This is a genomic window from Pseudomonas sp. C 49-2, assembly GCF_003970195.1.
Lineage (GTDB): Bacteria > Pseudomonadota > Gammaproteobacteria > Pseudomonadales > Pseudomonadaceae > Aquipseudomonas > Aquipseudomonas canadensis.
This window is the reverse complement of record NZ_RXYG01000005.1, coordinates 104,300-128,404: the sequence shown is the minus strand read 5'-3', so window position 1 is coordinate 128,404 and position 24,105 is coordinate 104,300. Positions and strand designations below refer to the sequence as shown.

Genomic DNA, 24,105 nt, shown 5'->3' with positions numbered 1-24,105 from the left:
GTGTCAGACGGGCAAAGTGATGCCAAAGGTATTGCCGCCGCCCTCACTGCGCACGAACACATCACCACCGTGCATCAAGGCAATCGCCTTGACGATGGCCAGCCCCAGGCCATGGTTGGCGCCGCTGTTGCTGCGTGACGCATCCACCCGATAAAACCGTTCGAACAGGCGTGGCAAGTGTTCGCTGGCAATGACGTCGCCGGGGTTGGTTACGCCGATCGCCACTTGATGTTCTTGCACCTCGATATTCACCACGATCACCTGCCCAGGCGCGGTGTGCTGCACCGCATTGCTCAGCAGGTTGATCAGGGCACGGCGCAGGTGGGCTTTTTCGATCTGCACCGTGGCATCGCCGCGTACCTGCACCTCGACTTGCGCGTCTTCGAGGATGAAGTCCAGGTAGTCGAGGGTAGTCGCCACTTCGTCGGCCAGGGAGCTTTCGATCAGCTTGGTGGCCTTGCTGCCCTGGTCGGCGCTGGCCAGGAACAGCATGTCGTTGATGATCGAACGCAGGCGCTCCAGTTCTTCAAGATTGGATTGCAGCACCTCGAAGTAATGCTCGGCCGACCGTCCGCGGGTCAGGGCCACTTGGGTCTGGCCGATCAGGTTGGTCAGCGGCGAGCGCAGTTCGTGGGCCACGTCGGCGTTGAACGACTCCAGGCGCGAATAGGCCTGCTCGACGCGGTCCAACGTAGAGTTGAACGAGTTGACGAACTGGCTCAGTTCCGGCGGCAGCGGCGACAGCTGCAGGCGGCCAGACAGTTTTGGTGGTGCGAGCTTCTGCGCCTCATCCGAGAGCTTGCCCAAGGGTTTGAGCCCGATGCGCGCCACCCAGAATCCCAGCAATGACGCCAGCACCACACCCACCAGCGCCAGGCTGACCAACGCGACCAGCAGGTGGTGCTGGGTCGCCCGGAAATTTTCCGTGTCGATGGCGATCATGAAACGCAGCGGCGGGCGCTGATCCTTGGCCGGGAACTGGCTCACCAGCACTTTGAGCGGATATTCGCGCCCCGGCAGGCGCAGGTCGCGCTTGCCCGTCGGCCCCTCGGCAAAGGCGCGGATCTGTGCGTCGGGGTTGCCGTATTCGTAGTTCGGATCGCTGCTCACTACCCAGAAGCGGATGCGTTTGTCCTCCTCGCCCAACAGCTTGAGCTTGGCCTGCATCTTCACCCAATGGTCCGGCGTGCCAAAGCGATTTACCGAGGACTCCAACACGCTGTAGCGCGCATCCAGCTCGGCGCCCGGCAACAAACCCAGGCTGCGGTCCACCTGTTGATACAGCGCGCCGCCGATCAACAGGAAGATCAGCGCCGCCACCAGGGTGAACAGGCTGCTCAGGCGCAGGGCAATGGAGTTAACTGGCACTTCGACTCTCCAGCACATACCCCATGCCCCGGATGGTGTGCAGCAGCTTGGTGTCGAACGGCCCGTCAAGCTTGGCGCGCAGACGCTTGATTGCCACTTCCACCACGTTGGCGTCGCTGTCGAAATTGATGTCCCAGACCATCTCCGCAATCGCGGTCTTGGACAGGATCTCACCCTGGCGCCGCGCCAATACGCTGAGCAGCGAGAACTCCTTGGCAGTCAGGTCCAGGCGCAGGCCGTTGCGGCTGGCCTTGCGGCTGATCAGGTCGATCCACAGGTCGGCGACGGTCACCTGCACCGGCTCATGCCCACCGCTGCGACGGGTCAGGGCTTGCAGGCGGGCGACCAGTTCCAGGAAAGAAAACGGCTTGCCTAGGTAATCGTCGGCGCCTTCGCGCAGGCCACGGATACGATCTTCCACGCGTTCGCGAGCGGTCAGCATGATCACCGGCGTCTGTTTGCGCGCGCGCAAGGCGCGCAGCACGCCAAAGCCGTCGAGGCCGGGCAGCATCACGTCGAGCACGATCACTGCGTAGTCGTTTTCGAGCGCCAGGTGCAGACCCTCGACGCCTTCGCGGGCCACATCGACGGTGTAGCCTTGTTCCGTCAGGCCGCGGTGCAGGTAATCCGCGGTTTTTTCTTCATCTTCAATAATCAGAATGCGCATGAGCCTTTTTGCTCCAGAGCCGGGCCTCAATCTGTGGTCGCCAACGCAGGCGTTGGTTTGGGCCGGTGGAAAAACTTCTCAAGGTACAAGTATATGACCGGTGTGGTGAACAGCGTCAGTGCCTGGCTCACCAGCAGGCCGCCGACCACCGCGATACCCAGCGGCTGGCGCATTTCCGCACCGGGGCCGGCGCCGAGCATCAGCGGCACCGCGCCAAGCAGGGCGGCGAGGGTGGTCATGATGATCGGCCGGAACCGTGTAACGCAGGCTTCGTAGATCGCCTCTTCAGGTGGCAACCCACGCACGCGCTGGGCGTCGAGGGCGAAGTCGATCATCAGGATGCCGTTCTTCTTCACGATACCGATCAACAGCACCAGGCCGATCAAGGCCATGATCGAAAAGTCCTGGCCCATCAGCGACAGCATGATCAGCGCGCCCAACCCCGCTGACGGCAAGGTGGAGATGATCGTCAACGGGTGCACGAAACTCTCGTACAGCACGCCGAGAATAATGTAGACCGCCACCAGTGCCGCCAGGATCAGCCACGGCTGGCTGGCCAACGAACTCTGGAATGCCTGGGCCGCACCCTGGAAGTTACCGATGATGGTGGTTGGCATGCCAATTTCATTCTTGGCCTGGTTGAGCATGATCACCGCGTCGCCCAAGGCCACACCCGGTGCCAGGTTGAACGACAGGTTGGCGGCCGGGAACATGCCGTCATGGCTGATCGAAAGCGGTCCCACGGTGGGCGGATCGACTTTGGCCAGCGCCGACAGCGGCACCATCTCGTTGGTCAGCGGCGAGCGCAGGTAAAAGTAGTTGAGGCTTTCGGCCTTGCCGCGTTGCTGGGTGTCGAGTTCCAGCACCACTTGGTACTGGTTGATCTCGGTCTGGAATTCGTTGATCTGGCGCTGGCCGAACGCGTCGTACAGCGCCTGGTCCACATCGGTGGCGGTGAGGCCAAAGCGCGCGGCGGCCTGGCGGTCGATGCTGATGTGGGTGATGCTGCCGCCCAGTTGCAGGTCGTTGGACAGGTCGCGAAACGCCGGGTTGGCGCGCAGTTTTTCGGTGAGGCGCTGGGTCCAGGTATTGAGCGTCGGGCCGTCATTGCTCTTGAGCACATACTGGTACTGGGCGCGGCTGGGGCCGGAGCTCAAGTTGATGTCCTGGCCGGCGCGCAGGTACAGGACGATGCCCGGCACCTTTGCCAGTTTCGGGCGGATACGGTCGATGAACTGGCTGGCGGACACATCGCGGTCGCCGCGGTCCTTCAAGGCGATCCAGAAACGGCCATTGGCGATGGTCTGGTTGCTGCCGGTCACACCCACTGAATGGGAAAACGCTTCCACCGCCGGGTCGGCCTTGACGATCTCGGCCAGGGCTTTGTGCTTGGCGACCATGTCCGGGTAGGACACATCGGCCGCCGCTTCGCTGGTGCCCAGCACAAAACCGGTGTCTTGCACGGGGAAGAAGCCCTTGGGGATAAACACATAGCCGACCACGGCCAAGGCCAGGGTCACCACGAAAATTGCCGCCATGCTGCGTTGATGCGCCAGCGCACGACGCAGGTTGCGTGCATAGGCGGCCAGCAGTCGCTCGCTGAAACCGGGTTTGTCGTGGGCATGATGAGTGGGCGCGCGCATGAACAGCGCGGCGAGTGTCGGTGCCAACGTCAGCGAGACCACCACCGAAATCAGGATGGTCGAGGTGGCCGTCAAGGCGAACTCCTTGAACAACCGGCCGACCACGCCGCCCATGAACAACAGGGGAATAAACGCTGCCACCAGCGAGAAGCTGATAGACACCACGGTAAAGCCGATTTCACCAGCGCCTTTGATCGCCGCTTCGCGCTTGTCGAGCCCGGCTTCCAAGTGGCGGTGAATGTTTTCCACCACCACGATGGCATCGTCCACCACAAACCCTACGGCGATCACGATCGCCACCAGCGTGAGGTTGTTCAAGCTGAAGCCCATCAGGTACATCAATGCAAAGCTGGCGACCAGCGATACGCCCAGCACGCTGGACACAATCATCGTCGCCGACAACTGCCGCAGGAACAGCGCCATCACCGCCACCACCAGCAGGATGGCGATCAGCAGCGTCACTTCCACCTCATGCAGCGACGCGCGGATGGTCTTGGTGCGGTCGGTCAACACGCTGACCTGCACCGACGCCGGCAGCATGGCTTGCAGGCGCGGCAGCTCGGCTTGAATGCGGTCCACGGTTTCGACGATGTTCGCGCCGGGCTGGCGCGAGATCACCAGGTTGACCCCGGGTGTGTCGCCGGACCAGGCCTGTACGTAGGCGTTTTCCGAGCCGTTGATGACCTTGGCGATATCCCTCAGTTGAACCGGTGCCCCGTCCTTGTAGGACACGATCAACTGCGCGTAGTCCTCCGGGTGGAACAATTGGTCGTTGGTCGACAGGGTCGACACGCTGTTCTCGCCGTAGATCGCGCCCTTGGCCAGGTTGAGGCTCGATTGCTGGATGGCCAAACGGATATCGGCCAGGGTCAGGCCGATGGCGGCGAGTTTGTCCGGCGATGCCTGGACGCGGATTGCCGGGCGCTGCTGGCCGGTGATGTTGATCTGGCCGACCCCGTCGATCTGGCTGATCTGCCGGGCCAGCAGGGTTTCCACGTAATCACTCAGTTCGGTGCTGGGCATGCTGTTGGAGCTGACGCTGAGGATCAGTACCGGGCTGTCCGCCGGGTTGACCTTCTTCCAGGTCGGCAGGCTCGGCATATCGCTGGGTAGCTTGCCGGACGCCGTGTTGATCGCCGCCTGTACTTCCTGCGCGGCAGTATCGATGCTTTTGTTCAAGGTGAATTGCAGGGTCAGCAAGCTTGAGCCCAGCGCACTGCTGGAGGTCATCTGGGTCATGCCGGGGATGGCGCTGAATTGCACCTCCAACGGCGTGGCCACGGACGAGGCCATGGTGTCCGGGCTGGCGCCGGGCAAGGTGGCAGTGACCTGGATCGTCGGAAATTCCGCTTCCGGCAGTGGGGCGATTGCCAGGCGCGGGAAGGCAATCAGCCCGAGCAGCACCAGGGCAAAGGTCAGCAGCAGGGTGGCGACCGGGTGGTCGACGCACCAGGCTGACGGCGAACGGCTCATGGCTGCACCTTGGCATCGACGGTCTGGATCACCTGCGGTGGCTCCTTGAGGACTTCCACCTGGGCGCCGGCCTTGAGTCGCGACTGGCCGTCACTGACCAGCACATCGCCGGCCTGTACGCCCTTGATGATGTTCACGTCGCTGTTCTGGTAGGTGACTTGCACCGGCACCACGTCCACCTTGTCACCGTTGACCCGGTACACAAAATGCGAGTCCAGGCCGCGTTGCACGACGGTCGGTGGCACCACCAAGGCGTTTTTGTCGAGGGCGGTCTGGATCTTGATGGTCACCAGTTGCCCAGGCCACAGGCGCTGCGAGGCATTGTTGAATTCGGCCTTGGCGCGCAGGGTGCCGGTGGTGGAGCTGATCTGGTTGTCGATCAGGCTCAGGTGACCTTCGCCGAGCAAGTCGCCGGTCTGGCCATCGGTGTCGGCGCCCAGGTAGGCATCGACGCTGGCTTTTGTGGGCGCTGCGATCAGGCCCTGCAAGGTGGGCAGCATTTGTTGCGGCAGGGAGAACTCGACGGCTATCGGGTCGATCTGGGTCACGGAAAACAGGCCCTGGGTATCGGCGGTGCGCAAGAAGTTGCCTTCATCCACGGTGCGAATACCGACGCGGCCGCTGACCGGCGAGCGAATCTGCGTGTAGGAAAGTTGTACCTGAGCCGCATCGATCGCGGCCTGGTTGCCTTGCGCGGTAGCCTTGAGCTGGTTGACCAGGGCTTGTTGCTGGTCATAAGTCTGCTTGGACACGCCGTCGTCGACGCTCAATTCCTTGTAGCGCTTGAGGTTGACCAGCGCTACCTGCAACTGCGCCTGGCTTTCGCCCAGTTGGGCCTTGGCCTGGTCAAGGTTGGCGCGGATCGAGCGGTCATCGATGGTCGCCAGCAGGTCACCGGCCTTGACCAACTGGCCTTCCTTGACCAGCAATTTAGTCAGGATGCCGTCCACTTGCGGGCGAATCACCACACTGTGTAGCGACAACACTGAGCCGATCCCGCTGACAAAGCGCGGAATGTCCTGCTGCGCCACGCTCACCACCCGCACCGGAATCGCGGTGGGTGCCGCCAGTTTGGACTTGGCCGGTCGGGTCAGTGCCCAGGTTGCAACGGCCAACACCACGAGGACCCCCACGATCAGGGCGGTTTTTCGTTGAATGTGCATCGAAGGACACCAGAGGCGCAGTTGCACGTTTCAAGCTGCAAGCTGCAAGTTGAGGTTTGGATAAAAGCTTTATAGCGCGGCGACCCGGTCAGGATCGTGACGTCAAACTGACAGCCATGACAGCTAGTGCTTTAAACTTGCCGCTTGAAGCTTACCGCTTGGCCCTCCGGCCCCGCTATACTCGCGCTTTTACACCAATACCCGCGCCGGAGCCCCTATGAATTCCCCGACACAACCCCCTGTTGAAGCGGCCGACCTTGTCGCTCCGGCCAGCGCCGAAGGCGTTGAAAAAGCCGAGATCCCGGCGTTCAAGTTTCCCTTCAAACCGGGTGAACTGGCTGGGGCCAAGAACGCCGCCCAGCCCTGGTACAAGAATGGAGCCAAGAACGGCCACACCAAGTCCCCGGGCATGGCCCCGCCGGGCACCCGTCGCTCAATGGGTAAACGTTAAGATTAATCGGTTGTAATATTTGGCGGATGTTGCCTACAGCTCCCGTCGATGTTTCTGCTTGTAGGCATGCGACCGTTTCTTGAAAGCTTGCACAGCTTCCGCTCTGCCCTGGTTTCGTATCGGGCCTGAGCGGAGGGTGCTCTTTCCGGAAAAGGACGTTTTCTGTGGCCCTGATACACCTTTGTGTAGCGCTTGTCCTATTGCTCGCGGTGGATGCCGTCGCAGGCATTGATCAACCACGGCGCGAAATCCGTTTTGCGGTTGCCGCGTTGTTCCCTCCCTTCCAGAGTCGCGATCCGCAAGGGCAACTGGTCGGCATGCACATCGAGCTCGGTAATGCCCTGTGCCAGCAATTGAATGTGCGCTGTACCTGGATCGATCAGGTGCTGGTCGAAAACTTCAACGACCTGGACGCCCGGAAATTCGATGCAATCATGGGCATTGCCTCCACACCTCAACGGCGCCGCCGGGTGAGTTTCACCGATAACCTCTACCCGGTCACCACGCGCCTCGTTGCGCACCGGGCCTCGGGCCTCATGCCGACTACAACGTCACTCAAAGGCAAGCGTGTCGGCGTTTTGCTAGGGAGTAATCGCGAAGCCTTTGCCTTGTCTCAGTGGGCTCGGGAAGGTGTGATCATCAGAAGTTTTTGGCTCAACGACGAACTGGTCCGTAGCCTGGTGGCAGGCCATATCGATGCGACACTGCAGGGCCCCGTGGAAATCCGCAACGTACTGCTCGACACTGCTGCCGGCGCGGATTTCGACTTCCTGGGCCCTGCTGTTTCCGCTGAGCTACTGGGCGACGGCATCGCGATCGCATTGCGCAACACGGACACTGCGTTGCGTACTGAGCTCAACCGCGCCCTCGAACAGCTCAAGCACAATGGTGAATACCAACGGATCCTTGCACCTTATCGATTGGACCCACAATGATGGCCAATTAATCGCGCGGAACATGAGCTGGATCAGTATTTGCCCCTCCGGTGCGCTTAGAGTCGACGCCCTGCCGACTCCTCCAACAATCACGAGCGCGCTTCTCCATGAAGATCAATCTGCCGGTCACCGGTCGGAATGTGGACTTTGCCCCCGACGCCAATATCCTTTCGACCACCGACCTGACCAGCGCGATTACCTACGCCAACCAGGACTTTATCGACATCAGCGGTTACAGCCACGACGAGCTGCTGGGCATGCCGCATAACGTCCTGCGCCATCCGGATATGCCGTCCGAGGCGTTTGCCCATATGTGGCAAACCCTGAAGGGCGGGCGTTCGTGGATGGGCATGGTGAAAAACCGTTGCAAGAACGGCGATCACTATTGGGTCAGCGCCTATGCCACGCCGGTGACCCGCGACGGAGCGACGGTGGAGTATCAATCGGTGCGTACCAAGCCGGATGCCCGCAGGATTACCCTGGCAGAGCGGGCCTACGCGCGCTTGCGAGCCGGCAAGCGTGCGACGGGGACGGCCATCGGCATAGGCACGAAACTGGTGGCTTGGGTCGCCGTCACCTGTGGTGCGACCTGGGCGTTGGGTCTGGGCCTGGCGGAATACGCGTTGGCCTGGCAATTACCCACGCTTCTGGCGGGATGTGCGGTTGGGGCTATGGGTGTGCGGGCGATCTTGCGGCCCCTGGCCCAGTTGCAAGAACGGGCGCGCCGCATCGCCGACAATCCCCTGAGCCAGGCGATCTATACCGGACGTCGTGACGAGTGTGGGCAGATCGAGTTTGCCCTGCACATGCTCGAAGCCCAGGTGGGCGCCGTGGTGGGCCGTATCGGCGATGCCTCTCAGCGCCTGTCCGGCCATGCCGCGCAATTGGTGCGGCACCTCGACAGCAGCCACGCCAGTAGCCTGGGTCAGCAAACCCAGACCGACCAAGTGGCGGCGGCGATCCACCAGATGGCCGCCAGCGTGGCCGAAATGGCCAACCACGCGCAGCAGGCGTCCAAGGCTGCCGACCAGGCTGGCAGCGAAACCCGCGAAGGCCATCAGCGCGTGGATCAAAGCCGTGATGCCGTGTTGCGCCTGTCCCAGGAGTTGGCGCGTGCCACTGAGGTGATCCACCAGTTGGAAAACCACAGCGGCGAGATCAGCGGCGTGCTGGAGGTGATCCGCACGATTGCCGAGCAGACCAACCTGCTGGCGCTGAATGCCGCTATCGAAGCGGCGCGCGCGGGTGAGCAGGGGCGCGGGTTTGCCGTGGTGGCGGATGAAGTGCGCGGACTGGCGCAGCGCACGCAGCAATCGACCGATGAAATCCAGCGCATGATCAGCACCCTGCAAGGCGGCGCCCGTGATGCGGTGCAGGCCATGGCCCAGAGTAGCGAGCACGTCGAAGCCAGCGTCGAACAAGCACAACGTGCCGCCGCCGCGCTGGATGGCATCAGCCAGCGCGTCACGCAAATCACCGCCATGAGCCAGCAAATCGCAACAGCTGTGGAAGAGCAGAGCGCGGTGAGTGAAGACATCAACCGCAATATCGTCGGCATTCGGAACGCCGGGGAGGCCACCGTCAGCGCCGGGCAGCAAAGCCAGCTCAGCTCAAGCGATGTGGCGGCGTTGGCGGAGGATCTGCGTCAATTGGCGAGAGAATTCTGGTCTAAGCCGCGCGTAACGGGATAAACGCATAGTTGGCCGGCACTTCGGTGGCAATCTGCGCCCCGGCATCCAGCACCTGCTCGGCGATGTCCAGCCCCGACACATGGAACACCCATTCATTGGCCACGGACGGCTGACTCACCGCCAACTCAATCGCCTGGGCGAATGCGCCCATGTCCGGCAAGTAAGCGGTAAAGCCATCACCCTTGAGCGCCGTGGTGCGAATGCCCAGCAAGGCACACACCGCTTCCTTGGTCTGCACATCGTCGCGGTCGGCCTGGCGCGAGCGGCGGATCAGTTCAGCCAGGTCCTGGTCCATCAGCTCACCGCCGACGATCAGCGCCGGGCCCTGTTCCCAGGACTCCGGCGGGCAGTCCTTGGCGGCGGGGTTCAGCGGGATATGCGGGTTGATTTCCATCGGATAGATGCGGCACACCAACGGGCGACGCTCATAGATGCGGCACCGGTTGTCTTCGTCAAGATTCCGGCAGCGTCCGGCGTTATAGGCTGCAAAGGTGATTGCCACAAACGCCTCGGTATTGCCGCTGGGCACCACTACCGAACGGCGCTCGGCATGTTCGCGTTGCTGCTGGGGTAGCCCCAGGCCATTGACCAGGAAACCTTCCGCCAGAACGATGACGTTACCGCCGTCCGCCGCCCACATCCGGGCTTCTTCGAGGGTCAGGGGCACGTGGTGGTCGGAGCAGCATTTGCCGCAACCGACGCAGGAAAATTGAGTATTCATGGCGGATCTGTCACCAGGCTAGGTCAGAGGGCACGCAAGAACGGTGACGGGTTTTTACCTCTGTTCACCGATTCGCTCTCTGTAAGCAAGTAACACGCCAGTGCCTGTCAGTCCTGTGGCACCACATCGCGCAGGACAAGTTTCATGCCCGCGCTTTCGTACAGTTGGCGGGCACGCAGGTTGCTCTCCAACACCTTGAGGTCCACATAGGGTTCACCGCGTTGCTTGAAGGCGTGGAAGCAGTGCAACAGCAATGCGCGGCCCAATCCCTGGCCCTGGGCGCAGGGGTGAACGGAGAGGTTCTTGATAAACGCGCTGGTCCAGCACTGCGCCACGGCGAGAATGCCGTCGTCGTTGCTGGCCACCAGGCACAGCGTGGGGTCGAACTCGGCATCGGTGGTGAACTGCTGCTGCCAGGTTTCCAGGTTGGGCACGCGACCGCCGCCCTGATCCTGGGTCAGGCGCAATACGGCGTGAATCGCCGGGGCCAGGTCGTCACGGTAATGTTCCAACTGCGTGCCCAGCGGCCACTGCGGGGCGGGCAGGCTACCGATAAGGTCGCGGCGCAGCAGTTGGAAATATTCGCTCACAGGCCTTTTTGCGCCACCGTTTGCGCGGCCACCACCAGGCACTTGGTCAGCTCCGGCGAAGAGAATTTGGTGAGCACTGCGTCGGCGCCGGCCAGCCGGGCTTTTTCGCTGTTCATCGCGCTGTCCAGGGAGGTGTGCAGCAGTACATAGAGGTGCTGGAAGTCCGGGGTTTCGCGCAGGGTGCGGGTCAGGGCGTAGCCGTCCATTTCCGACATTTCGATGTCCGACACCACCACATTGATCTGCTCGACCGTGCCTTGCAGCTCCAGCAGCACGTCGATGGCTTCCTTGGCACTACGCGCGGTGTGGCAGGTGAGGCCAAGGTTACGCAGAGTGTGCACGGATTGCTGCAGGGCGACCTGACTGTCGTCCACCACCAGGATGCGTGCATTGCCGAGCACTTCGGCCTCTTCCATGGTCAGGTCGGTCGGCGCCGCTTCGATCGGTGCCGGGGCGATGCCGTGGATGACTTTCTCGATGTCCAGCACCTGCACCAGGCCGCCTTCCACCTGGGTGACCCCGGTGATGAACGCGCGGTTGCCACCGGAGCCGTAGGGCGGCGGGCGAATGTCGGTGGTCAGGCAATGCACGATCTTGCTCACGGCTTGCACATGCAGGCCCTGCTTGGAGCGACTCACGTCGGTGACGATCAGGCAGCCGCCGTCAGGGTCCGCCAGGGGCATTTCGCCGAGGGCGCGGCTCAGGTCGATCACCGCCAGCGAGTTGCCGCGCAGAGTGGCGATACCTTTGACGTGGGGGTGAGACTCCGGCAGCTTGGTCAGCGGCGGGCAGGGAATGATTTCGCTGACTTTCAGCAGGTTGATCGCCATCAGCTTGCCGCTGCGCAAGGTAAAGAGCAGAAGCGAGAGTGAGTCTGCGCGGGCTTTGGTGGTGGACATAAAAACCTTCTGTGGATCAGGGATGACGATCTTCTATGGAAGGTTATCGACCTATGCAACCAAAACTGTAGGAGCCGGGGGGATAGGTGGGTGTCAGCCCTTCCACACCTGCGGGTTCACCAGGTCCTGCGGACGTTGGCCCAGCAGGGCGCTGCGCAGGTTGTCCAGGGCGCGGTTGGCCATGGCTTCACGAGTTTCGTTCGTGGCCGAGCCGATGTGCGGCAAGGTCACGGCATTGTTCAGTTGGAACAGCGGCGACTCGGCCAATGGTTCCTGCTCATACACATCCAGCCCGGCGCCACGGATGCGCTGGTTTTGCAGGGCTTCGATCAGCGCCGGTTCGTCGACCACCGGGCCACGGGAGATGTTGATCAGGATCGCACTGGACTTCATCAACCCTAGTTCGCGGGTGCTGATCAAATGACGGGTCTTGTCGCTCAACGGCACCACCAGGCACACGAAATCTGCCTCGGCCAGCAGCTCATCCAGGCTGCGAAATTGCGCGCCCAGCTCCTGCTCCAGTGCCGGCTTGCGGCTGTTGCCGCTGTACAGGATCGGCATGTTGAAACCCAGGCGCCCACGCCGGGCCACGGCCGCGCCGATGTTGCCCATGCCGACGATGCCGAGTGTTTTGCCATGTACATCGCAACCAAACAACGGCGCGCCGACGCTGGCTTTCCATTGGCCGGCCTTGGTCCAGGCGTCCAGCTCGGCGACCCGACGGGCGCTGCTCATGAGCAAAGCAAAGGCCAGGTCGGCGGTGCTTTCGGTGAGCACGTCGGGGGTGTTGGTGAGCATGATCCCGCGTTCGTTGAAGTACGCCACATCGTAGTTGTCATAGCCCACTGACACGCTGGACACCACTTCCAGCTTGCTCGCGCCCTGCAACTGCTCGCGCCCCAGCTTACGGCCCACGCCGATCAGGCCGTGGGCGTGGGGCAGGGCCTCATTGAATTGAGCGTTGATGTCGCCCAGCTTGGGGTTGGGCGCGATCACCTCGAAGTCCTGTTGCAGGCGTTCGATCATTTCCGGGGTGACGCGGCTGAAGGCGAGGACAGTCTTTTTCATTGCAGGCGGGCTCATCGACTACGGAAGAATGCCAAGCACGCTAACATTCCTGCTGCCGCTTGTCAGTTGGCCATCCGCGCGCCGCTGAGGCTGCCACTCAACTCATACGCCACCAGTTCCGCCTGGTGCGCTGCCAGAATCTCCGGCAGCGAGCCGCGCAGGTATTCCACCCAGGTCTTGATCTTCGCATCCAGGTATTGGCGCGACGGGTAGATGGCGTACAGGTTCAGTTCCTGGGAACGGTAGTTGGGCATTACTCGCACCAGGGTGCCGTTGCGCAGGCCTTCGATGGCCGCGTACACAGGCAACAGGCCGACGCCCATGCCGCTGGTGATCGCGGTTTTCATCGCGTCGGCCGAGTTCACCAGGAACGGCGAGGTGTTGATCGCCACGCTTTCCTGGCCTTCGGGACCGTTAAAGGTCCATTTGTCCAGTTGGATCACCGGGCTGACCAGGCGCAGGCAGGCGTGGTTGAGCAAGTCCTGTGGGCGCTGCGCGCAACCTTTGGCCTTGACGTAATCCGGCGAGGCGCAGGCGATGCTGTAGGTGATGCCCAGGCGCTGGGACACGAAGCCTGAGTCCGGTAGCTCGCTGGCCAGCACGATGGACACGTCGTAGCCCTCATCGAGCAGGTCCGGCACGCGGTTGGCCAGGGTCAGGTCGAAGGTCACGTCCGGGTGGGTACGGCGGTAGCGCGCAATCGCATCGATGACGAAGTGCTGGCCGATACCGGTCATGGTGTGCACTTTCAACTGCCCCGCGGGGCGCGCGTGGGCGTCGCTGGCTTCGGCCTCGGCTTCCTCGACATAGGCCAGGATCTGCTCGCAGCGCAGCAGATAGCGTTTGCCGGCCTCGGTCAGCGCGATGCGTCGGGTGGTGCGGTTGAGCAAGCGGGTTTGCAGATGGGCCTCAAGGTTGGAGACCGCGCGCGACACATTGGCCGTGGTGGTATCCAGTTGCACGGCGGCGGCGGTGAAGCTGCCGGCTTCGGCCACGCAACTGAAGGCGCGCATGTTTTGCAAAGTGTCCATGGAGTGTTCTCAAGGGAGATGCCAAATTGTGACATGAAGTTGCGCGCAGGTGTGTATCCGCTGGGCGCTGCTCTCCCCGGACATCGCTGGCGGAAAATCAGGACAAGGTCCAGGCCTCACGGACTTTAGCCCCGTAGTGCGGCATATATTCTCTTAGTAAGTGATTAAATGCCGCCTGTGCGCTGGCGCGATTTGCGCGGGTAGGGGCTTCAAGGGCGGTGTGGGCCTCTTGTATCAGGGCGTCTGCGGCTCGGGTGAGTGCCGGGCTGATGCGTTTGAGCGCGTCAATCTCTGCGGTCAGCATCGTACCGTGAGCCTGCCCGCCAAGGGTATCGAGCAAGGTGTGAAAATCATCGGTGTGCTGTTCTACGTAATCGTCCCAGCCCGGCCGTTCATCTGGATTTTCCAGATAGCGGCGGGCGATTGGCAAGACGTGATCCAACGACTCGCAGCCCAGCTGTTCGTTGCGCAAGGTCTGCCGAGCGCGCAACGACTGCGCCTCTATTCCACTGATCTGTGCAAACGGCCTGGGCAGCTCCAAGTCGCGGTTTTTGACTACCGTGTGCCGGGTATACAACATCACCGGTTGACCGTGCTTTATTTTGACCAGTACTTGGGTGGCAGACGGCCTGACGGGATCAAGCAGCGATTCGCTGATTGAACGGATCAGGGTTTCCCAGTCGAACGTCTGCTCGCCAATGAAGGAAAGTACTTGGCGCAACATTTTCTTTACGATTTCCCGGGACTTTAAAGGGGCGATATCGATTGTCAGGTAATCACCGCTCAGGTGTGGATCGTCGAGCTTGCGATGGCTGACTTCAATCGATATGCCTTTGCCTGTTTCGGTCTGCGAAGAGGCCATTATTCCGGCAGAGAAACTTAGTATTTGGGCACGAGCTGTGAGTTTGTGGACATTGAGTGCGTCGGGTCGCAGGTGTGCACGGTTGTGCTGGATCAGCGTACGTATTTCCTTACCCTGTTGCTCATCGAGACGCGATTGTGTCTTAAGCAGCACATAGCGCTCCAACAATGATTGGGCTTGTTTGTTTCTTGAGTGCGGGGCGGTGCTGAACTTGAACGCTGGCACGGGTGTGCAGATCCGTTGGGTGAATTGTTTGCTGCTGGTGGCTATATGGCTTTTGATGTCGGTTAACAGTGTCACAGGGTCATCGTTGTAGTGTTTGTGCGAGGCCAGACGAAGTTGTGCAAGTTCAGGAGCTGTTTCGTAAAGGCCCAGGATATCCAGGGTTCTATGTCGGTGAGTGTGTTGTAGGGTTGGCTTAAAGGTGGTGTTGATCTTCAGAGTGTCGAAGACATCCACTGTCACCTTGTTACTCGCAAGCAGAGTGATACCTCTTTCGGTGATAAGCGGTTGGGAGGTATTCCCCACGCTAGGTAATTCAACATCGGTCAGGCCGGCGCTGGACAGGGTGTCCCTGACATAAGGTTGGCTGAGCGCTGAGTAGGCGAGGTGTCTCTGCAAGCTGTGGCTGTCACGCAGTAAATTGGGCAGGTGTTTTACGGTGCGACGAAGGCTCTCACTTAGAGAGGTGCGCACGGAATGGCTGCGGGCATCGGCATACTGTTCCAGGTTTGCGTACTCGTTAGACGATACATAGCCAATACCGAGTTGACTGCGGGTCTGAAATTGCTCATCGGTCGACGATTTCAACTGGGCTTTCAGGCTGATGGCGCGCGTGCTTTTGACGCGCTGGTCGGCACTGATTTCCAGACGAGAGTCGACTGTCAGTTGGGGCCCGGTACTGTTCTGCAGCATTGGGTCCAACGCGTAGTTGTAGCCGATTTGACGGTGGTTGCTGCGTTCGCCGCCGTTGCGAACATAAGCAAGTGCCGGCAATAACTGTTGTGTCAGGCGCTGATGTCTGACATCGCTGACGGCTGCTCGAAACTGCCATTTGAGGGCACGACACAGGGTGTAGTCGGCTTCGATGTTCGGCGTATTGTCCGTGCGATGTCGGCGAAGCTCGTGTTCGGCTTTTTTGAACAACGCGTAGTAGTCCGATAGCTCCTCGACCGACACCTCCAGGTTTGGCTCGCTGGTCGATAGTTTTTGGTACAGCGCCTCAATCGCCGCTCGATCACGATGAAAGCTTGCAAGGGGCGCCAGCTTTTCCAGCACAAGGTCGGCGACCCAGCGCGCATCACGTTGCAGGGGGCGACTACCGGGGGGAAGGCGCTCAAGCGAACGATGTAGCTGTCTGCTCAGCGCGTCAGCGGGTTCTTGTGAGGACGAAGGTATCGACGCTACGACGGGTTGTGTGCTGACGGCTGAAAACATTCAGGCACTCCAGAAGGGGGGGAATGCTCGCTACTCTGCTGGCGGATGATCGAGCTCGCTGTAGGGGAATGCTCCTGGGGCGGGATGAATATCCCCATTCTTCGAGTCGGCCCGGATTATCGCCTGAACGGTAACAATGATTCACAGGAATGCCCGCTTATCGTCCTTCCTATCGCACCCTAGAATTGCGCCTCCTACCCCGCAACACCCTCTCAGGAATTCGCTTGCCGTGCCGCGTCGCATCAGCAGAGAGCTCAAGACTCTCATTAACAGAGAGCTGAAGGCTCTCAGTGTTTGCGCTTTATCGTTAGCAATCAGCGGCTGCATCGGAACCGGAGGAATCGCCCCACAAGGCCAGTCTCTCGACGCCAACCACCTGGCTACCGACGAGGCGATCCAGAGCGCGGCTCGTGACGCGCACTGGCCCACCGCGCAATGGTGGCAAGCCTACGGCGACCCGCAACTGAACCACTGGGTCGACTTGGCCACGCAGCATAGCCCGAGCCTGGCCATGGCCGCCGCGCGAGTGCGTGAGGCGCGGGCCATGGCCGGGATTGCCGAGTCGGCCGAGTCGCTGCAGATCAACAGCGACACCACCCTCAAGCGCCACAACTGGCCGAAGGATCAGTTCTATGGTCCCGGCGAGCTGAGCGGTGCCAACACCTGGGACAACAATACGTCCCTGGGCCTGAGCTACGCCCTCGACTTGTGGGGTCGCGAAAGCAATGCCACCGAACGTGCCGTCGACCTGGCGCACATGAGCGCCGCCGAAGCGCGCCAGGCCCAACTCGAATTGCAGAACAACGTGGTGCGCGCCTATATCCAGTTGTCGTTGCATTACGCCAACCGCGATATCGTCGCGGCGACCCTGGCGCAACAGCAGCAGATCCTCGACCTGGCCAACAAGCGCTTGAGCGCTGGGATCGGCACCCACTTCGATGTCAGCCAGGCTGAAACGCCATTGCCGGAAACCCATCGGCAACTGGACGCCCTCGACGAAGAGATCGCCCTGAGCCGTAACCAGTTGGCGGCCCTGGCGGGCAAAGGCCCGGGGGAAGGCGCGCAGTTGCAACGCCCGAGCCTATCCCTGGCCGCGCCGTTGAAGTTGCCGTCGAGCCTGCCCGCGCAATTGCTCGGCCAGCGCCCGGATGTGGTTGCCAGCCGCTGGCAAGTCGCGGCCCAGGCCCGTGGCATCGATGTGGCCCACGCCGGTTTCTACCCCAACGTCGATCTGGTCGGCAGCCTCGGCTACATGGCCACCGGTGGCGGCATGCTGGAATTCCTGGCGGGCAAGAAATTCAACTACAACGTGGGACCTGCGATCACCTTGCCGATCTTCGACGGCGGCCGCCTGCGTGCGGAACTGGGCGAAGCCAGCGCCGGTTATGACATCGCTGTCGCCAAGTACAACCAGACCCTGGTCAACGCGCTCAAGGGCATCAGCGACCAGTTGATCCGCCGCGAGTCCATGGACAAGCAAGCCTCCTTTGCTGCGCAATCGGTGGCCTCGGCGCAGAAGACCTACGACATCGCGATGATCGCCTACCAGCGCGGCCTTACCGACTACCTTAATGTGCTGAATGCGCAGACCTTGCTGTTCCATCAGCAGCAGATCGAGCAACAGGTACAAGCGGCTCGCCTGAGCGCCCACGCCGAACTGGTGACGGCCCTGGGCGGCGGCCTCGGTGCCTGCAACGATGTGCCTCAAGACACCAAGACCCTTCCGAGCAAGACCCCGGCGGCGCTTGCCGCGTTCGACCACTGAGTAGGATTTGATGACGCCTTTGCCTGCACCGCTGCGCTGGCTGTATGCCCTTGAGTGGCGCCGTGGTTTTTTCGACTGGGCACGCAGTGATGGCGTGACCTGGGTGTATATCTTCAAGGTGCTGGTCGCCGCGTTCCTCACGCTGTGGTTGGCCATGCGCCTGGAGCTGCCGCAACCGCGCACGGCGATGATCACCGTGTTTATCGTGATGCAGCCCCAGAGCGGCCAGGTGTTTGCCAAGAGTTTCTATCGCTTCCTCGGCACCCTGGCGGGGTCGGCGGTGATGGTGCTGTTGATCGCCTTGTTTGCGCAGAACACGGAGCTGTTTCTCGGCACACTGGCGATCTGGGTGGGCATCTGCACGGCGGGCGCGACGCGCAATCGCAACTTCCGCGCCTACGGGTTTGTACTTGCCGGCTACACGGCGGCGATGGTCGGCCTGCCGGCCCTGGCGCATCCGGATGGGGCCTTTATGGCGGCAGTGTGGCGGGTGCTGGAAATCTCCCTGGGGATTCTGTGTTCCACCCTGGTCAGCGCCGCGATCCTGCCGCAAACCTCCAGCGCCGCCATGCGCAACGCCTTGTACCAGCGCTTTGGCGTGTTTGCGCTGTTCGTCACCGATGGCCTGCGTGGGCGCAGCCAGCGCGAAGGTTTCGAAGCCAGCAACGTGCGTTTTATCGCCGAAGCGGTGGGCCTGGAAGGGCTGCGCAGTGTGACGGTGTTTGAAGATCCACATATGCGTCGACGCAACGGCCGGCTCAGCCGCCTCAACAGCGAGTTCATGAGCATCACCACGCGCTTCAATGCCTTGCACCAGTTGCTTGAACGGCTGCGCACGGACGAAGCGGACCACGTGGTGGCGGCGATCAAGCCCGGCCTGCAAGACCTTGCCGAAGTGCTCGACGGCTTCTCCGGCCGTGCGCTCACCAGCCCGGACGCGGCACGCTTGGTCAGCCAACTCAGCGCTTACAAGGACGGCCTGCCCGCCAAGGTCCGCAGCTTGCGGGCGGCTTTCCAGGAACAGAATCCCAGTGAAGCCGAACAACTGGATTTCCACACCGCCTACGAGCTTCTTTACCGTTTTGTCGACGACCTGCATAACTACGCGCAAACCCACGCTTCCCTGGCGGATCACAGCCATGCGCGCGAACAGTGGGACGAAACGTTCATCCCCAAGACCAACTGGCTGGCCTGCGCCGCCTCGGGAATTCGCGCGTCATTCATCCTGATCGTATTAGGCAGCTATTGGGTGGCTACCGCCTGGCCCAGCGGCGCGACCATGACCCTGATCGCCGCTGCCACCGTGGGCTTGTCCGCCGCGACGCCGAACCCAAAACGCATGGCGTTCCAAATGGCGTGCGGAACCTTGATCGGCGCCTTAGTGGGCTTTGTCGAAATGTTTTTCGTGTTCCCCTGGATCGACGGCTTCCCACTGCTGTGCGTGATGCTTGCGCCGGTGATCATCTTTGGCGCATTCCTCGCTTCGCGCCCGCAATACGCGGGTGTCGGCGTGGGGCTGCTGATCTTCTTCAGCACCGGCTCGGTGCCGGACAACCTGACGATCTACAACCCCTACACCTTCATCAACGACTACATCGCCATGGTCATCGGCATGCTGGTGTGCGCGGCGGCGGGGGCGATCATCCTGCCGCCCAACAGCCGCTGGCTGTGGCGCCGGTTGGAGCAGGACCTGCGCGAGCAAGTGGTGTACGCGATCAGCGGCAAGCTCAAGGGCCTGGCGTCGAGTTTCGAAAGCCGCACCCGCGACCTGCTGCACCAGGCCTACGGCCTCGCGGTCGGCCAGCCGCAAGTACAGCGCGACCTGTTGCGCTGGATGTTCGTGGTGCTGGAAGTCGGCCACGCGATCATCGAGTTGCGCAAGGAGCAGGCGATTCTGCCGGTACATCCGGCCTATGCCGAATCCCAGCCGTGGCGCCAGGCGATCCGCGTGATGGGCCGCTCGCTGGTGCGGCTGTTCCTGCAACCCAGCGCAAGCAACCTGGAGCGCGGCCTGATCGCCGTCGACCACGCGATCAGCCGCGTGCAGGCCACCGATGAACCCTTCGCCCCGCACTTCGACACCTCGGCCCTGCGCCGGGTGAAAAGCTACCTGCACTTTATCCGCACTTCACTGCTCGACCCGCAATCGCCCCTGGCTGCTCTAAAAGGATCCTCGCATGCCCCGTGAAATCGCCTTCCATGGCGTGTACATGCCAACCATGACCCTGATGTTCCTGATCGCGGCCGTGTTGGCCTGGGCGCTTGATCGCTTCCTGGCCGGGTTCGACCTTTACCGTTTTTTCTGGCACCCGGCGTTGCTGCGCCTGAGCCTGTTTGTTTGCCTGTTCGGCGCCCTGGCGCTGACCGTCTACCGTTGAGAATGCCCCGATGAAAAAGTTTTTCAGCCTGTTCGCGACCTTGCTGGTACTGGCCTTGGCCATCTGGATTGGCCGCACGTTGTGGGTGCACTACATGGAAACCCCGTGGACCCGCGACGGGCGTGTGCGTGCCGATATCATCAACGTCGCCGCCGACGTCACAGGCGAAGTGGTCGACGTGCCGGTGCGTGACAACCAGTTGGTCAAAAAGGGCGACCTGTTGATGCAGATCGACCCCGAGCACTACCGCATTGCGGTCAAACAGGCGCAATCGCTGGTGGCGTCGCGCAAAGCCACCTGGGAAATGCGCAAGGTCAATGCTCACCGTCGCGCTGACCTCGATGCGTTGGTGATCTCCAAGGAAAACCGCGACGACGCCAGCAACATCGCCGACTCGGCGCTGGCCGACTACCAACACGCGCTGGCGCAACTGGAAGCGGCCGAACTCAATTTGAAACGCACGCAGGTGGTGGCGGCGGTGGATGGTTATGTCACCAATCTGAACGTGCATCGCGGCGACTATGCCCGCATCGGCGAAGCCAAGATGGCTGTGGTGGATATGAACTCGTTCTGGGTTTATGGCTTCTTCGAAGAAACCAAGCTGCCCCACGTCAAGGTCGGTGATAAAGCCGATATGCAATTGATGAGTGGCGAGACCTTGAAGGGGCATGTGGAAAGCATCTCGCGAGGCATCTACGACCGCGACAACCCCGAAAGCCGCGAACTGATTGCCGATGTGAACCCGACCTTCAACTGGGTGCGCCTGGCCCAGCGGGTGCCGGTGCGGATTCATATCGATGAGGTGCCGGAAGGGGTGTTGTTGGCGGCGGGGATTACCTGCACGGTGATCGTTGGCCCTGCTCGTTGAATCAGGGCGGGTGTTTAGCCGAAGTAACAACGTAAAACGCCCAAGCCGTCAGGATCAACGCCTGTGATGTTTGCGGCTACGATCACTCGCTGGTCTCCCCGCTCGGTCAATGACACCGGTTTGGTTACGACTGCAGAGTCAATGTAGGTGTAGCCCAGGTTGTTGAAAGCCGGGTTCAGCGTGCCATCGGCATTGAATTGGGCGACATAGATCCCCCTGCCCGTTGAGGCCGTGACAAGCTGTCCCGCGCGGGTGCTCATGATGCACTGCCAGCCTGTGTCGCGAGAGCTCTCGAATTGGCTGACCAGGGGCTTGCCGTTATTGAACAGTTGGTGCGCTGCGCCGTTGGGCGTTATGGCGCGCAGTAACCCTCTGGTCCTGATATCGGCAGCGTCCTGGCCGACTTGGCCAGCGCCAACGAGGCTGCCGTCTGCTCGCTGCGTGAGGTCGTTGAAGCTGGCGTGATCGTCAACGTTCTCATCCTCAACGTAGTGAAAGCCAGGTGTCTGAGCATTGCCAAAACGGGCGTCCAGCGTACCGTCATGGTTGAGCCGGGCGAGCAGGGCTTTATTGAGCCCAGGGGCGGGACGGGCATGGCCGGCAATCACGATTTTGTAATCGCTGCCCTGGCTGATGCAGGCGTTGATGGCCGTGGGTGCAGTGGGGTCGGTCAGTTTGAAGTCCAGCCTGCCATCGCTGTTAAAACTGTTGTCCAGCACACCGTCTGGTCGCAGGCGAAACAGCGTGCCGGTCGTCAACTCGGTGTTACCACGCTTTGAGTAATTGGCGGTGATCAGAATGTGCCCATCAGACTGCTCGTGCACGGTAGACGAGTCTTCCATCAACTCGTCGTCTAAATGGGTTGTTAGAACGCGCACTCCATCCTCGGCAAAATCCGTATCGAGATCGCCCTGACTGTTGAGGCGTGCGATGAACAAGACCGCCCATGGATCGGTTAGTCCACGCCATGTCCAGCCAAGCATGAGGATTTTTCCATCGCGCTGGACAGTCAGCCTTAAACCTCCGGCGGGTAAATCGGGCACGAACCTGTCGAGAACCAGCCCGTTTTTTCCGAATTTTTTATCAAGGTTGCCCTTGGCGTCCAGGCGGCCCAAACCATTTATGTGACCGGGGGAATCGAGGGCGTCGAGATAAAAGCCGGCGCTGAATAGAACGTTACCGTCTTGATCGGTTGTCAGTCCTTTGATGTGGTGTCGAACGGTCAGATCGGGGTGTTCTTCTACGATCTTTGGCAGGACGGCTTCGCCACCGGGGCCGAAGGCTGGATCTAAAGTACCAGGTTGTGTGGTAGGCATTTTGGTATTCCGCCATGGGTCAGAGGGACTTGGCTGCATGGGCAGGGTACGAACTCAACCCATGCGACGATGGCCCAGTCTGGCCCTGGTGTAATACCGGTTCTACTGTCAACTCTGACAGGTGTCAGACCGCCATTATGCGGTCGTGTAGGTCTCATGCAGATGACGCCACAGCAGCGCGCCACTGGCCTGCTTCTCGAACACCACCGTGGCACGGCGGTCCGTCTGTGTACCGCTGTCATCGATCTGATGCTCGCGATAGGTCACCGTGGCGCCACGTGCATGGCGATCGATGCCGGCCATCTCGCTCAAGGTGATTTTCAATCCCGGGCGCATGCCGCCCAAGCGCGTGAACAGGGCATTGACCCCAGCCGCATTCACCCGTGCACCGGTCGCCGGGGCAACCATGCTGAATTCCGGGGAGAAGCGCGCGAGCAGGTTCTGCAAGGTGCCTTCGGGCGCAACGCCGGCAAACCATTGTTCGATCTCGACATGGGTCTGGATCACTTCGTCAAAAAAATCGCTGTAATCGATCATCGGTGAGGCTCGCTGGCAGGGTGAAGCAGTGCGCGTATTCGGGACGTATCCAGACGCAGCACCGCAAAAAGAGGCAGCAGGGTCAGGGCTGCCGCCATCGTGAAGGTTATAGCGAAGGAATCCAAGGCCGACAGCAATGCACTCAGCGCCGCCGCGCCCAGGCAGAAGCTCAATTGTCGGTTGATGTTCCACAGGGCGCTGGCGTGGCCCATGCGTTCGGCGGGAATATCGAGAAAGGCCAGGGTCTGCGCGGTACTGCTGCACAGGCTGCCTCCCAACCCCATCAACAAATAGGCTGGAATGATCACTGCAGGGCCATTCAGCAACAGGATGCCCAGGCATTGCAGCAGCATGCCCGCCAACAACAACGGCTTCGGACCACAGCGGTTGAACAGTTTTTTGCTGAGGAAAATCGCCAGTGCCGACGCCAGTGCCCACGGCAGCATCAAGGCGCCGGTCTGTGTGGCGTCGTACCCGAGGCCGCGAAGATAGAGTATGGCGATGAGGCTGGTACCGATGAACACGCCGGGGATGCACAGGTAGATCAGCATCGCGGTGCGCAGCATTGGGCTGCGCATCTGTTGGAAAATACTGCCCACGTCCAGTGGCACACGACGGCTCGACGGCCTGTCAGGTTTTATCCACAGCACGGTCAGCAGCAGGGTCATCAACGCCAGTGGCAGATTGGCGTAGAAGATCCAGCGCCACGACACGTTGTCGACAATCAAACCACCCAGCGCCGGTGACAGTGCCGGCACCAGCAATGCCACCGACATCACTTGCGCTGTCAGTTGGCTGCGTTCAGCCGCCGGGAAATGCCGGTAAGCCATGGCCTGCCCGACGGGAATCAGCAAGCCACCGCCCAGCCCTTGCAGGGCACGCCAGCCGATCAGTGTCTCAATCGAACTCGCCTGGCCCACCATCATCGACGCCCCGGCGAACAGCAACAGGCTTGCCGCGATCAGAGTTCGCTCCCCCATCACCGCAGCCAACCAGACACTGAGCGGAATGATCACGGTGAGGCCGAGCAGGTAGGCGTTGCTGATCCATGCCAGTTGCGTGACCGAGGCATGCAGTTCGTGGGCGATATCCGGGTAGGCGACCGTGGCGACAAACATGTTCACCAGGTCCAGGGCAAAACCCAATAAAAAGATCCAGGCGACTTTCGAGCGGTAGGTCATGAGTGCGATCCGGCGAGTGAAGCGGGCAGGGTAGGCGGGTCGTGCTGTTTGGGATACGTAG

General features: G+C 61.3%; 20 protein-coding genes and 1 pseudogene. 8 read left to right on the top strand and 13 right to left on the bottom strand.

Going from position 1 to position 24,105, the window contains the following annotated elements:
- Positions 1–3 precede the first annotated feature (3 nt).
- Genes EJ576_RS11730 through EJ576_RS11715 form a run of 4 tightly spaced genes read right to left on the bottom strand, consistent with a single transcriptional unit; the run spans position 4 to position 6,314 of the window.
- Entirely contained in the window at positions 4–1,368 is a 1,365-nt protein-coding gene (locus EJ576_RS11730; protein ID WP_122723810.1) for a heavy metal sensor histidine kinase, read from the bottom strand.
- The gene (locus EJ576_RS11725; RefSeq protein ID WP_028618902.1) at positions 1,358–2,035 is read right to left on the bottom strand and encodes a heavy metal response regulator transcription factor; all 678 of its coding nucleotides are present in this window, start codon (positions 2,033–2,035) and stop codon (positions 1,358–1,360) included. The genes EJ576_RS11730 and EJ576_RS11725 overlap by 11 nt, the downstream gene beginning before the upstream one ends.
- Positions 2,036–2,061: 26 nt before the next feature.
- A complete protein-coding gene (locus tag EJ576_RS11720) occupies positions 2,062–5,151 on the bottom strand; it encodes a multidrug efflux RND transporter permease subunit (RefSeq protein WP_126570414.1) in 3,090 nt (1,029 codons plus the stop codon).
- Complete coding sequence (locus tag EJ576_RS11715) at positions 5,148–6,314, bottom strand: efflux RND transporter periplasmic adaptor subunit (protein WP_126570413.1); 1,167 nt, start codon at positions 6,312–6,314, stop codon at positions 5,148–5,150. Before EJ576_RS11715 ends, EJ576_RS11720 begins: the two co-directional genes overlap by 4 nt.
- A gap of 217 nt (positions 6,315–6,531) precedes the next feature.
- On the opposite strand from EJ576_RS11715, the gene EJ576_RS11710 reads away from it, so the two are divergent.
- The 4 genes and pseudogenes from EJ576_RS11710 to EJ576_RS11700 all read left to right on the top strand — a co-directional run bounded on the left by EJ576_RS11710 (position 6,532) and on the right by EJ576_RS11700 (position 9,391).
- On the top strand, positions 6,532–6,765 hold the full coding sequence (locus EJ576_RS11710) for a hypothetical protein (RefSeq protein WP_126570412.1): 234 nt from the start codon (positions 6,532–6,534) through the stop codon (positions 6,763–6,765).
- Positions 6,766–6,929: 164 nt separating this feature from the next.
- On the top strand, positions 6,930–7,700 hold the full coding sequence (locus EJ576_RS11705) for a transporter substrate-binding domain-containing protein (protein WP_126570411.1): 771 nt from the start codon (positions 6,930–6,932) through the stop codon (positions 7,698–7,700).
- Positions 7,701–7,807: 107 nt separating this feature from the next.
- Positions 7,808–8,089: pseudogene (locus EJ576_RS30210) on the top strand (PAS domain-containing protein); the annotation flags it as partial.
- A gap of 234 nt (positions 8,090–8,323) precedes the next feature.
- Positions 8,324–9,391 (top strand): methyl-accepting chemotaxis protein, encoded by a 1,068-nt coding sequence (locus EJ576_RS11700; RefSeq protein WP_371923941.1) that lies wholly within the window; start codon positions 8,324–8,326, stop codon positions 9,389–9,391.
- On the opposite strand, the gene EJ576_RS11695 is transcribed toward EJ576_RS11700, so the two are convergent.
- The 6 genes from EJ576_RS11695 to EJ576_RS11670 form a co-directional block, all read right to left on the bottom strand.
- On the bottom strand, positions 9,369–10,112 hold the full coding sequence (locus EJ576_RS11695) for a YkgJ family cysteine cluster protein (RefSeq protein ID WP_126570409.1): 744 nt from the start codon (positions 10,110–10,112) through the stop codon (positions 9,369–9,371). The two genes, EJ576_RS11700 and EJ576_RS11695, sit on opposite strands and share 23 nt — an antisense overlap.
- Positions 10,113–10,219: 107 nt before the next feature.
- A complete protein-coding gene (locus EJ576_RS11690; RefSeq protein ID WP_126570408.1) occupies positions 10,220–10,702 on the bottom strand; it encodes an N-acetyltransferase in 483 nt (160 codons plus the stop codon).
- Positions 10,699–11,601, bottom strand: a complete 903-nt coding sequence (locus EJ576_RS11685; protein WP_016974976.1) for a chemotaxis protein CheV — start codon at positions 11,599–11,601, stop codon at positions 10,699–10,701. The genes EJ576_RS11690 and EJ576_RS11685 overlap by 4 nt, the downstream gene beginning before the upstream one ends.
- 93 nt (positions 11,602–11,694) lie before the next feature.
- On the bottom strand, positions 11,695–12,669 hold the full coding sequence (locus EJ576_RS11680; protein ID WP_028618910.1) for a D-glycerate dehydrogenase: 975 nt from the start codon (positions 12,667–12,669) through the stop codon (positions 11,695–11,697).
- A gap of 62 nt (positions 12,670–12,731) precedes the next feature.
- A complete protein-coding gene (locus tag EJ576_RS11675; RefSeq protein ID WP_028618911.1) occupies positions 12,732–13,700 on the bottom strand; it encodes a LysR family transcriptional regulator in 969 nt (322 codons plus the stop codon).
- A 97-nt stretch (positions 13,701–13,797) separates the two neighbouring features.
- Positions 13,798–15,999, bottom strand: a complete 2,202-nt coding sequence (locus tag EJ576_RS11670) for a hypothetical protein (protein WP_126570407.1) — start codon at positions 15,997–15,999, stop codon at positions 13,798–13,800.
- 229 nt (positions 16,000–16,228) lie between these two features.
- Here EJ576_RS11670 and EJ576_RS11665 point away from each other — a divergent pair, with 229 nt between their 5' ends.
- From EJ576_RS11665 to EJ576_RS11650, 4 genes are read left to right on the top strand one after another with little or no spacing between them, the layout of a single operon-like run.
- Positions 16,229–17,764 carry an efflux transporter outer membrane subunit gene (locus EJ576_RS11665; RefSeq protein WP_126570406.1) on the top strand — a complete coding sequence of 512 codons (1,536 nt, stop codon included), beginning with the start codon at positions 16,229–16,231 and terminating at the stop codon, positions 17,762–17,764.
- Positions 17,765–17,774: 10 nt separating this feature from the next.
- Complete coding sequence (locus tag EJ576_RS11660) at positions 17,775–19,952, top strand: FUSC family protein (RefSeq protein WP_122723827.1); 2,178 nt, start codon at positions 17,775–17,777, stop codon at positions 19,950–19,952.
- Entirely contained in the window at positions 19,942–20,142 is a 201-nt protein-coding gene (locus EJ576_RS11655) for a DUF1656 domain-containing protein (protein WP_012722318.1), read from the top strand. Before EJ576_RS11660 ends, EJ576_RS11655 begins: the two co-directional genes overlap by 11 nt.
- 10 nt (positions 20,143–20,152) lie before the next feature.
- Positions 20,153–21,010, top strand: a complete 858-nt coding sequence (locus EJ576_RS11650) for an HlyD family secretion protein (RefSeq protein WP_122723830.1) — start codon at positions 20,153–20,155, stop codon at positions 21,008–21,010.
- Between the two features lie 14 nt (positions 21,011–21,024).
- On the opposite strand, the gene EJ576_RS11645 is transcribed toward EJ576_RS11650, so the two are convergent.
- From EJ576_RS11645 to EJ576_RS11635, 3 genes are all read right to left on the bottom strand, one after another.
- Complete coding sequence (locus EJ576_RS11645; protein WP_158628950.1) at positions 21,025–22,326, bottom strand: hypothetical protein; 1,302 nt, start codon at positions 22,324–22,326, stop codon at positions 21,025–21,027.
- A gap of 135 nt (positions 22,327–22,461) precedes the next feature.
- Positions 22,462–22,863 carry a DUF4440 domain-containing protein gene (locus EJ576_RS11640; RefSeq protein WP_122723834.1) on the bottom strand — a complete coding sequence of 134 codons (402 nt, stop codon included), beginning with the start codon at positions 22,861–22,863 and terminating at the stop codon, positions 22,462–22,464.
- A complete protein-coding gene (locus tag EJ576_RS11635; RefSeq protein ID WP_126570404.1) occupies positions 22,860–24,044 on the bottom strand; it encodes an MFS transporter in 1,185 nt (394 codons plus the stop codon). The genes EJ576_RS11640 and EJ576_RS11635 overlap by 4 nt, the downstream gene beginning before the upstream one ends.
- Positions 24,045–24,105: the final 61 nt, after the last annotated feature.

Excerpts from the sequence above, each read along its gene's own strand:
- EJ576_RS11660 (WP_122723827.1), top strand. The coding sequence starts at position 17,775 with ATGACGCCTTTGCCTGCACCGCTGCGCTGGCTGTATGCCCTTGAGTGG.
- EJ576_RS11640 (WP_122723834.1), bottom strand. The coding sequence starts at position 22,863 with ATGATCGATTACAGCGATTTTTTTGACGAAGTGATCCAGACCCATGTC.
- EJ576_RS11685 (WP_016974976.1), bottom strand. The coding sequence starts at position 11,601 with ATGTCCACCACCAAAGCCCGCGCAGACTCACTCTCGCTTCTGCTCTTT.
- EJ576_RS11675 (WP_028618911.1), bottom strand. The coding sequence starts at position 13,700 with ATGGACACTTTGCAAAACATGCGCGCCTTCAGTTGCGTGGCCGAAGCC.
- EJ576_RS11645 (WP_158628950.1), bottom strand. The coding sequence starts at position 22,326 with ATGCCTACCACACAACCTGGTACTTTAGATCCAGCCTTCGGCCCCGGT.
- EJ576_RS11695 (WP_126570409.1), bottom strand. The coding sequence starts at position 10,112 with ATGAATACTCAATTTTCCTGCGTCGGTTGCGGCAAATGCTGCTCCGAC.
- EJ576_RS11655 (WP_012722318.1), top strand. The coding sequence starts at position 19,942 with ATGCCCCGTGAAATCGCCTTCCATGGCGTGTACATGCCAACCATGACC.
- EJ576_RS11650 (WP_122723830.1), top strand. The coding sequence starts at position 20,153 with ATGAAAAAGTTTTTCAGCCTGTTCGCGACCTTGCTGGTACTGGCCTTG.
- EJ576_RS11710 (WP_126570412.1), top strand. The coding sequence starts at position 6,532 with ATGAATTCCCCGACACAACCCCCTGTTGAAGCGGCCGACCTTGTCGCT.
- EJ576_RS11715 (WP_126570413.1), bottom strand. The coding sequence starts at position 6,314 with ATGCACATTCAACGAAAAACCGCCCTGATCGTGGGGGTCCTCGTGGTG.
- EJ576_RS11720 (WP_126570414.1), bottom strand. The coding sequence starts at position 5,151 with ATGAGCCGTTCGCCGTCAGCCTGGTGCGTCGACCACCCGGTCGCCACC.
- EJ576_RS11670 (WP_126570407.1), bottom strand. The coding sequence starts at position 15,999 with ATGTTTTCAGCCGTCAGCACACAACCCGTCGTAGCGTCGATACCTTCG.
- EJ576_RS11725 (WP_028618902.1), bottom strand. The coding sequence starts at position 2,035 with ATGCGCATTCTGATTATTGAAGATGAAGAAAAAACCGCGGATTACCTG.
- EJ576_RS11635 (WP_126570404.1), bottom strand. The coding sequence starts at position 24,044 with ATGACCTACCGCTCGAAAGTCGCCTGGATCTTTTTATTGGGTTTTGCC.
- EJ576_RS11680 (WP_028618910.1), bottom strand. The coding sequence starts at position 12,669 with ATGAAAAAGACTGTCCTCGCCTTCAGCCGCGTCACCCCGGAAATGATC.